This window comes from Cellulomonas triticagri, from assembly GCF_003696205.1.
In the GTDB taxonomy this organism is placed as follows: domain Bacteria; phylum Actinomycetota; class Actinomycetes; order Actinomycetales; family Cellulomonadaceae; genus Cellulomonas; species Cellulomonas triticagri.
Window position 1 is genome coordinate 1 of sequence record NZ_RFFI01000148.1, and the last position, 7,875, is coordinate 7,875.

Genomic DNA, 7,875 nt, shown 5'->3' on the forward strand with positions numbered 1-7,875 from the left:
GACCGGCACGGCGGCGTCGGCGTCGCCGCGCACGCCCAGGGCGCCGCGGGCATCGCCGCCGCCGTGCGCGCGGGCGTGCGCAGCGTCGAGCACGGCTACCTCGTGGACGACGCGACCATCGACCTCATGGGGGAGCGCGGCACCTGGCTCGTCCCGACCCTGTCCACCCTCACCCGGCCCGTCGCGGCCGGCACCGCCCCGTGGGTCGCGGCCAAGCGGCGCGCGACGCAGGAGCGGGCGTCCGAGCGGCTGCACGCCGCCCTCACCGCCGGGGTGCCCGTCGCCCTCGGCACCGACGCGGGCATCGCCCCGCACGGCACCAACCTCACCGAGCTCGGGCTGCTCGTCCGGCACGGCCTCGACCCCGCCGCCGCCCTCGTCGCCGGGACCAGCGGCGCCGCCCGGATGCTCGGGCTGGACGACCAGGTCGGCACCGTCGCCCCCGGCCGCCGGGCCGACCTCGTGCTCACCGACGTCGACCCGCTCACCAGCATCGACGCGCTCGCGGACCCGCGGCGCGTGCGCCTGGTGGTGCAGGATGGACGGATCGTGAAGGACCTCGACGACGCCGGGAGGACGGGCCGTGCCTGAGCAGGTCGACGCACCCGCCGCCGCGGCTGTGCCCGCTGTGCCCGTGACGCCCCGGCGGCGCGGGCGGCCGCGGTCCGGGCCGCGCGCCAACCCCGGGCTGAGCACCCGGGACGAGATCCTCGCCGCCGCCGCGTCGCTGTTCAGCTCGCAGGGCTACACCGACACCACCACCCGGCAGATCGCCGACCGGGTCGGCATCAAGCAGGCGTCGCTCTACTACCACTTCGCGGACAAGAGCCAGATCCTGCGGTCCCTGCTCAAGGGCACCGTCGCCCCCTCCGTGCAGTTCGCCGACTGGCTCGGCACCGCGGGGCCGGACGGCGGACCCGTCGACCCCGCCGTCGCGCTCGCGGGGCTCGCCCGGTACGACCTCGACGGCCTGCTGCGCGACCGGTGGAACCTGCACGTCGTCTACCGGCTGCTCGACATCGCCGAGACCGAGTTCGCGGAGACGAGGGAGAGCCAGGTCGCCCTGCGCGCCCACTACCGGGCGCTGTCCGTCGCCGTGCTGCGCACCCAGGGCGTCGACCCGGAGGCGCTGCCGGACGCGGACCTGGAGCTCGTGTTCGGGCTGGTCGAGGGGATCATCTCGCAGCGGCAGTGGGGCGACGACGGCACCCGCGCCGCGTACGCCGACGCCGTCGTCCGCGGCTGCCTGCGCCTCGTGCACGTCCCGGAGCCGCAGATCGCGGCGGCGGTCGCCGCCGGGACCGACCTCGCGGCCACCTTCCGCGCCCAGCACCCCCAGGACTGAGCCCCGGGCACCCGGGCCTCCGGGCCCTCGGGCCCCGTCCCGTGCCCAGGTCCCGCGTTCGCGCTCCGCGCACGCGCCCGCATCTCCCGCCCGCACCCGCACCCGGACCTGCACCCCACGCCGAGTGCGGAGAACCTGCGACGCGAACCCGACATCCTGGGCCAGGTTCTCCGCACTCGGCGCAGCACGCGCAGCACGCGCAGACGGCCCCGGCGACCGTGAGGTCGACGGGGCCGTCGGGCAGAGCGCGCGCGGGGGTCAGACGCCCGCGGACTCCTTGAGGTCGGTGACGAACTCGGGGTTCTCCTCGAGCCACGTCTGCGCGGACGCCAGCGGGTCGCTGCCGCCGTCCTCGTTGAACATGAGGTTCTCCAGCGAGAACAGCTGCTCGTCGCTCAGCGTGAACTCCTCGATGAGCTTGGTCAGCGTCGGGTAGTCCTCCGAGAAGCCGGTGCGGCCCACGGTGTGGATCTCCTCGGCCTCGCCCATGGCGCCCTCGGGGTCCTCCAGGTCGCGCACGGGGTACTCGTCGTACGCCCAGTGCGGCCGCCACAGGGTCACGGCGATGTTCTCGCCGGCCTCGGTCGCGCCCTGGAGCTCGGCGAGCATCGCCGGGGTCGAGGACACGACGAACTCCATGTCCTCCAGGCCGTACGTCGGGATGGCCTCGTCCTGGGTGATGCGGGTCAGGCCCGCGCCGGACTCGATGCCGACGATGCGGTTGCCGAACGCGTCCGCGTTCTCCGCGAGCTCGTCCAGCGAGGTGATCGGGGCGTCCTCGTTCACCGCGATGGTCAGCACGGCGTCGTCGTACCAGACGCCGAGCTGCTCCAGGTCGTCGCCGTACTGCTCGAGGTAGTCGGCGTGGGTGACGGGGAGCCACATGTCGAAGTTCACGTCGAAGTCGCCACCGGCCATGCCGGTGTAGACGACGCCCGCGTCGGCCTCCTGGGACTCGACGGTGTAGCCGTCCTCCTCCAGCATGGCCTGGAACAGCGCCGAGACGGCGATGCCCTCGTCCCAGCCGGAGTGCACGCCGATGGAGACGGTCGACAGGTCGCCGTTGTCGAGGCGGTCGGCGTCGTCGGACGAGCCGGAGCCCGAGTCCGAGGAGCAGGCGGTGAGCGCCAGGCCGGCCACGAGGGCCGAGGCGGCGAGCGCGGTACGACGGGTGCGGTTGCGCATGGTTCCTTCCGTGGGCGTGCGGCATCCTGCCGACGCCCGGGGTTGGGGGCTGTGCTGTGCTGCTGGGCCGGCCGGGGGGCCGGCCCGGTCGTGCTGCTAGTGGGAGGCGGACGCCGCGGCGACGGCCTTGGCCGTCTTCGAGCGGGTGCCGAGCGCGGACGTCACGCGGTCGAGGAACATCGCGAGGATGACCACCGCGAGACCGGCCTCGAAGCCGAGCGAGACGTTGACGCGGTTCAGGGCCTGGACGACGTCGCCGCCGAGGCCGCCCGCGCCGACCATGCCGGAGATGACCACCATCGACAGGGCGAGCATGATCACCTGGTTGACGCCGGCCATGATCGTCGGCATCGCCAGCGGCAGCTGGATCTGGCGCAGGATGCGGCCCTCGGAGGAGCCGAACGCGTGCCCGGCCTCGACGACCTCGCGGTCCACCTGGCGCAGACCGAGCTCGGTGAACCGGACGCCGGGCGCCATCGCGAAGATGACGGTCGCGACGATGCCGGGGACGACGCCGACGCGGAAGATCACCACGGTCGGGATCAGGTACACGAACGCCGGCATGGTCTGCATGAAGTCCAGCACCGGCCGGATGGCCTGCGAGACGCGGTCGTTGCGCGCCGCCCAGATGCCGAGCGGCACGGCGAGCAGCAGGGCGATGACGCTCGCGAGGATCACCAGCGAGAGGCTGTCCATCGCGTTGCCCCACTGGCCGACGCCGGCGATGACGACGAAGCCGACGAGCGAGCCGACGGCGAGCTTCCAGCCCTTCGCGAACAGGGCGATCAGCGCGAGCGCGACGGCGATGAACCAGAACGGCGGGCCGCCGAGCACGGTGTCCAGGCCGTCGTAGGCGCCCTCGAGGACGCTCTTGATCGCGGCGAACAGCCCGCGGAACGTGCTCGTGATCCAGCTGATGGCGTCGGAGACCCACGAGCCGAGGGGCAGACGGGGCACGCCCTCGTCGGTCATGTCCAGGGCGAAGATCGAGGCGTTCACGCGCGCACCTCCGTGGTGTCGTCGGCGGGCACCGGGGCGGGCGCGGGCTCGTCGGGCAGGCCCGGCACGGACAGCGGCGCGAGCGGCGCGGCGTCCGCGGTGTCGAGCACCGGCGTGGGCTCGGCGGCGACGGGGGTGCCCTCGGCGGGCGTGTGCGTCTCCGGCGGGACCATGGCCTCGAGCAGCGTGGCGCGCGGGATGACCCCGACCAGGCGGCCCTTCTCGTCGGTCACGGGGACCGGCAGGGGGGACTCCGCGGCGGGGGCGAACACGTCCGACAGCGGGGTGTCGACGGACACCGAGGTCAGGCTGGTGTCGACGATGCCCTCGAGGGTGTCCTTGTTGGCGCGCGTGGCGTCCACGGCGTCGGCGTCGCGCACGATGCCCTTGAGCACCCGCGCGCGGTCCACGACGTAGGCGGCGGCGACCTGCGCGTCGCGCATGGTGCGCAGCGCGAGGCGCGGGCCGCCCCCGGCGAACGCGACGGCCGCGGGCCGGCGCATCACGGACGAGGCCGTGAGCACGCGGGTGCGGTCGACGTCGGCGATGAACTGCGCGACGTAGTCGTCGGCGGGCGCGGACAGGATCTGCTCGCTGGTGCCCACCTGGACGATCCGGCCGTCGCGCATGACCGCGATCCGGTCGCCGAGGTACATCGCCTCGTTGAGGTCGTGCGTGATGAACACGATCGTCTTGCCGAGCGTCTGCTGGAGCTCGAGCAGCTGGTCCTGCATCTCGCGGCGGATCAGCGGGTCGAGGGCGGAGAACGCCTCGTCCATCAGCAGGATGTCGGTGTCGGCCGCCAGGGCGCGGGCCAGGCCGACGCGCTGGCGCATGCCGCCGGACAGCTCGTGGGGGAGCGAGTCGCCCCACTGGCCGAGGCCCACCATCTCGAGGGCCTGCTGCGCCTTGTCGCGGCGCTCCGCCTTGTCGACGCCCTGCAGGGCGAGCGGGTACGCGGCGTTGTCGCGCACCGTGCGGTGCGGCAGCAGCGCGAAGTGCTGGAACACCATCGACACCTTGCGCTGCCGGATGGAGCGCAGCTGGGCCGCGCTGACGGCGCCCAGGTCGTCGTCGCCGAGCAGCACGCGCCCGGCCGTCGGCCGCCACAGGCCGTTGAGCATCCGGATCAGGGTCGACTTGCCGGAGCCGGACAGGCCCATGACCACGAAGGTCTCACCGCTCGCGATCTGCAGGTCGGCGTCGATCACCGCCGCCGTGCCCCACTGGCGCACGTCCTCGCGGGTGGCCCCGTCGCGGAGCCGCTTCACCGCCTCGTTCGGCCGCCGGCCGAACACCTTGTACACGCCTTCGACGCGCAGTCCTGTCACTCATCCACCTCGTCACGTCATGACGCGGCCCCGTCCCCCCGCGAGAGCGAGGTCGGGTGCGCCCCGGGGGTGGGGCGCGCCGGGGGCGCTGCGTCGTGGTCGGTGCCCGGCGCGGCCCGCCCACGGGGGCCGGTCGCAGGGCGGGCGGACGCACCGCGGCCCTCGCTCCTGCTGCCCCGGCGAGAGTGCTGCCGAGACGCTGCGAGGGCCGGATCCGGGCGTCACGCGCCGACCGTTTCGTCGATCTGGTCGTCGTCCACCGTGCCCCAGATCTGCGCGTTTGGCGAGGCGGGTTCGTGCGTTTCCGGTGGATCCTGGGATGATCAGCGGGTGAAGAAAGCGCTCTGACCTGGGACTTTACCAAGTCTTGGATTGTTACCGCTTTGTGACCTGGTGGTCGGGTTCCAGGGCCCCTGACCGGGGGACAACCCCCGGTCCGAACCGGCGGGACCACCGGGTGCCACCCGCCCCCGGCGGCGCGGGACGATGGTCGGGCACACCGATCCCGAGGAGCCCGACGTGACCCACCCCGTGCCCGCCGCGACCCCACCCGTCGTGGCGCACACCGCCGAGCCGCGCCCTCGCGGCGCCCTCTGGCGTCCGGGCGTGCTGACGCGCACCTGGCGCGAGTACGGGTACCTGTGGTGCGCGCTCCTGCTCGCCCCGTTCGCCTTCGCCTACGCGGTCGTCGCCGTCGTGCTGCCCCCGTCGGTCGCGGTCACCGTCGTCGGGCTGTTCGTCGCGGGCTGGGTCGTGGTCGGCGGTCGCCTGTGGGGGTCGCTGTACCGGGGGATGGCGCGCGGGATGCTCGGCACCGAGATCCCCGCCCCGCCGCCCCGGGCGCCCGGGCGCGGGTTCTGGCGCCGGCTCGGCCGGCTCCTCGGCGACGCCGCCGGGTGGCGGGCCGTCGCCTTCAACGCCCTGTCCTTCCCGCTGTCGATCGTCGCGTTCGTGACGACCACGGTCTTCCTCGCCGTCGCGCTCGCGGGCACCACCCACTGGTTCTGGTACCGGTGGCTGCCGCCGCAGCCCTCGTCGGACGGCACCCTGCACCGCGGGGCGTCCTTCGGCGAGGACTACTTCATCGACACCCCGCCCCGGCAGTGGATCCTCATCGTCACCGGCCTGCTCTGCCTGTTCGCCTGGCACCGGCTCACGCTCGGGTTCGGCCACCTGTTCCGCCTGCTCAGCACCGGCCTGCTCGGACCCACGCAGGGCAGCCTGCGCGTCGCGCACCTGGAGCAGACCCGCGGCGCCGCCGTCACCGACGCCGACGCCCGGCTGCGCCGCATCGAGCGGGACCTGCACGACGGCACCCAGGCGCGCCTCGTCGCCGTCGCCATGCAGATCGGCGACGCCCGCGACCGCCTCGGCACCGAGGACCCCGACGCGGTGCTCACCCTGCTCGACGACGCGCACCGCGACCTCAAGGACACCCTCGCCGAGCTGCGCGAGATCGCCCGCGGCATCCACCCGCCCGCGCTCGACGGCGGGCTCGCCGTCGCCCTGGAGACCCTCGCCGCGCGCTGCCCGGTGCCCGTCACCGTCGACGTCGACTTGCCGCGCCGCCCCGGGCCCGAGGTCGAGACCATCACCTACTTCGCCGTCGCCGAGCTGCTCACCAACGTCGTCCGGCACGCCGCCGCCAGCGGGGCCTACGTGCGGGTCGAGGACCTCGGCGGGTCCCTGCGCATCCGGGTCCGCGACGACGGCCGCGGCGGTGCGCGCCTCGCGCTGCCCGGTGCGTCGGGCGGCACCGGCCTCGCCGGGCTCGCGGACCGCGCCGCTGCCGTGGACGGGACCGTCGACGTCGACAGCCCCGCCGGGGGCCCTACGGTGGTCACCGTGCACCTGCCGCTGAGCGTCGCCCGATGACCGCCACCCCGGCTCCGGCCACGAGCGGGGGTGCGGCGTGCGCGTCGTGATCGCCGAGGACTCCGTCATCCTCCGGGACGGCCTGGTCGCGCTGCTGCACCGCCGCGGGCACGAGGTCGTCGCGGCCGTCGGCGACGGCGACGCCCTCGTGCGCGCGGTCGCGGGCCTGGCCGCCACCGACCTCGCCGACGGCGGCGGGCTGCCGGACATCGCCGTCGTGGACGTCCGGATGCCGCCCGCGTTCACCGACGAGGGCCTGCGCGCCGCCCTCACGCTGCGCGCCGCCCACCCCGCCCTCGGCGTCCTGCTGTTCTCCCAGTACGTCGAGACCCGCTACGCCGCCCAGCTGTTCGGCGGGGACGCCCGCGGCGTCGGCTACCTGCTGAAGGACCGCGTCGCCGACGTCGCCGACTTCCTGGACGCGCTCGAGCGGATCGCCGCCGGGCGCACCGTCCTCGACCCCGAGGTCGTCACGCAGCTCATGGGCGCCGCGCGCGTCGACCCCGCCGTCTCCCGGCTCACCCCCCGGGAGTCCGAGGTGCTGGAGCTCATGGCCCAGGGCCGGTCCAACGGCGCCATCGCCGAGAGCATGGTGCTGTCCTACGGCGCCGTCGAGAAGCACGTGACCTCGATCTTCGGCAAGCTCGGCCTCGCCCCCGACGCGGGGGACCACCGCCGGGTGCTCGCCGTCCTGCGGTACCTGCGCCTCGACGGCTGACGCCCGGTAGCGTCGGCCCGGGGCCCCGGACGGGGTCCCGCCCGCGAGCCGGAGGGACCCACCGCCATGCCCAAGCTCACCGCACCGCAGCTGCTCTGGACCGGGGTGGGGGTGCTGGCGCTCGGGATCCTCGGCGGCTGGATCGGCCAGGCCCTGCTGGTCGAGCTGTTCTACCGGGCGTCCTGGCTCTACGGGTTCGCCTCCACGCTCGGCTACGCCCTCACCACCGTCGGGGCGGCGATGATCGGCGGGGCGTTCGTCCTGGCGGCGCTCCAGCGGGGGAACGCGCCCGCCGCCCCGCGCCCCGTGCCCCAGGCGCCGTACCCGGGCGCGGCGCCGCACGCGCCGTACGCCCCTGCGGCGCCGCAGACGCCCCAGGCCCAGCCGTACGCCGCGTACCCGGCGGGCGGGTACCCCGCGCC

7 protein-coding genes and 1 pseudogene are annotated in these 7,875 nt (G+C 74.7%); 5 read left to right on the forward strand and 3 right to left on the reverse strand.

What is annotated here, in order from left to right; translation table 11 throughout:
* A partial coding sequence (locus tag EBM89_RS18420) for an amidohydrolase family protein (RefSeq protein ID WP_147463618.1) occupies nt 1–591 on the forward strand: 591 nt, incomplete at its 5' end.
* Nucleotides 584–1,345 (forward strand): TetR/AcrR family transcriptional regulator, encoded by a 762-nt coding sequence (locus tag EBM89_RS18425; protein ID WP_122151087.1) that lies wholly within the window; start codon nt 584–586, stop codon nt 1,343–1,345. The genes EBM89_RS18420 and EBM89_RS18425, both read left to right, overlap by 8 nt.
* A 258-nt stretch (nt 1,346–1,603) precedes the next feature.
* Here the strand turns inward: EBM89_RS18425 and EBM89_RS18430 are convergent, their stop codons facing one another.
* The 3 genes from EBM89_RS18430 to EBM89_RS18440 all read right to left on the reverse strand — a co-directional run bounded on the left by EBM89_RS18430 (nt 1,604) and on the right by EBM89_RS18440 (nt 4,860).
* Entirely contained in the window at nt 1,604–2,530 is a 927-nt protein-coding gene (locus EBM89_RS18430; RefSeq protein WP_122151088.1) for a glycine betaine ABC transporter substrate-binding protein, read from the reverse strand.
* 96 nt (nt 2,531–2,626) lie between these two features.
* Complete coding sequence (locus EBM89_RS18435) at nt 2,627–3,502, reverse strand: ABC transporter permease (protein WP_122151092.1); 876 nt, start codon at nt 3,500–3,502, stop codon at nt 2,627–2,629.
* A gap of 23 nt (nt 3,503–3,525) precedes the next feature.
* Complete coding sequence (locus EBM89_RS18440; protein WP_122151089.1) at nt 3,526–4,860, reverse strand: quaternary amine ABC transporter ATP-binding protein; 1,335 nt, start codon at nt 4,858–4,860, stop codon at nt 3,526–3,528.
* 519 nt (nt 4,861–5,379) lie between these two features.
* On the opposite strand from EBM89_RS18440, the gene EBM89_RS18445 reads away from it, so the two are divergent.
* The 3 genes and pseudogenes from EBM89_RS18445 to EBM89_RS18455 form a co-directional block, all read left to right on the forward strand.
* Nucleotides 5,380–6,735 (forward strand): sensor histidine kinase, encoded by a 1,356-nt coding sequence (locus EBM89_RS18445; protein ID WP_233571847.1) that lies wholly within the window; start codon nt 5,380–5,382, stop codon nt 6,733–6,735.
* Nucleotides 6,736–6,772: 37 nt separating this feature from the next.
* Nucleotides 6,773–7,453 (forward strand): response regulator transcription factor, encoded by a 681-nt coding sequence (locus EBM89_RS18450; RefSeq protein ID WP_122151091.1) that lies wholly within the window; start codon nt 6,773–6,775, stop codon nt 7,451–7,453.
* Nucleotides 7,454–7,519: 66 nt separating this feature from the next.
* Nucleotides 7,520–7,875, forward strand: a pseudogene (locus EBM89_RS18455) (hypothetical protein); the annotation flags it as partial.

What these genes read in the sequence shown, in the direction of transcription:
- EBM89_RS18430 (WP_122151088.1), bottom strand. Translation starts at nt 2,530, where the DNA reads ATGCGCAACCGCACCCGTCGTACCGCGCTCGCCGCCTCGGCCCTCGTG.
- EBM89_RS18435 (WP_122151092.1), bottom strand. Translation starts at nt 3,502, where the DNA reads ATGACCGACGAGGGCGTGCCCCGTCTGCCCCTCGGCTCGTGGGTCTCC.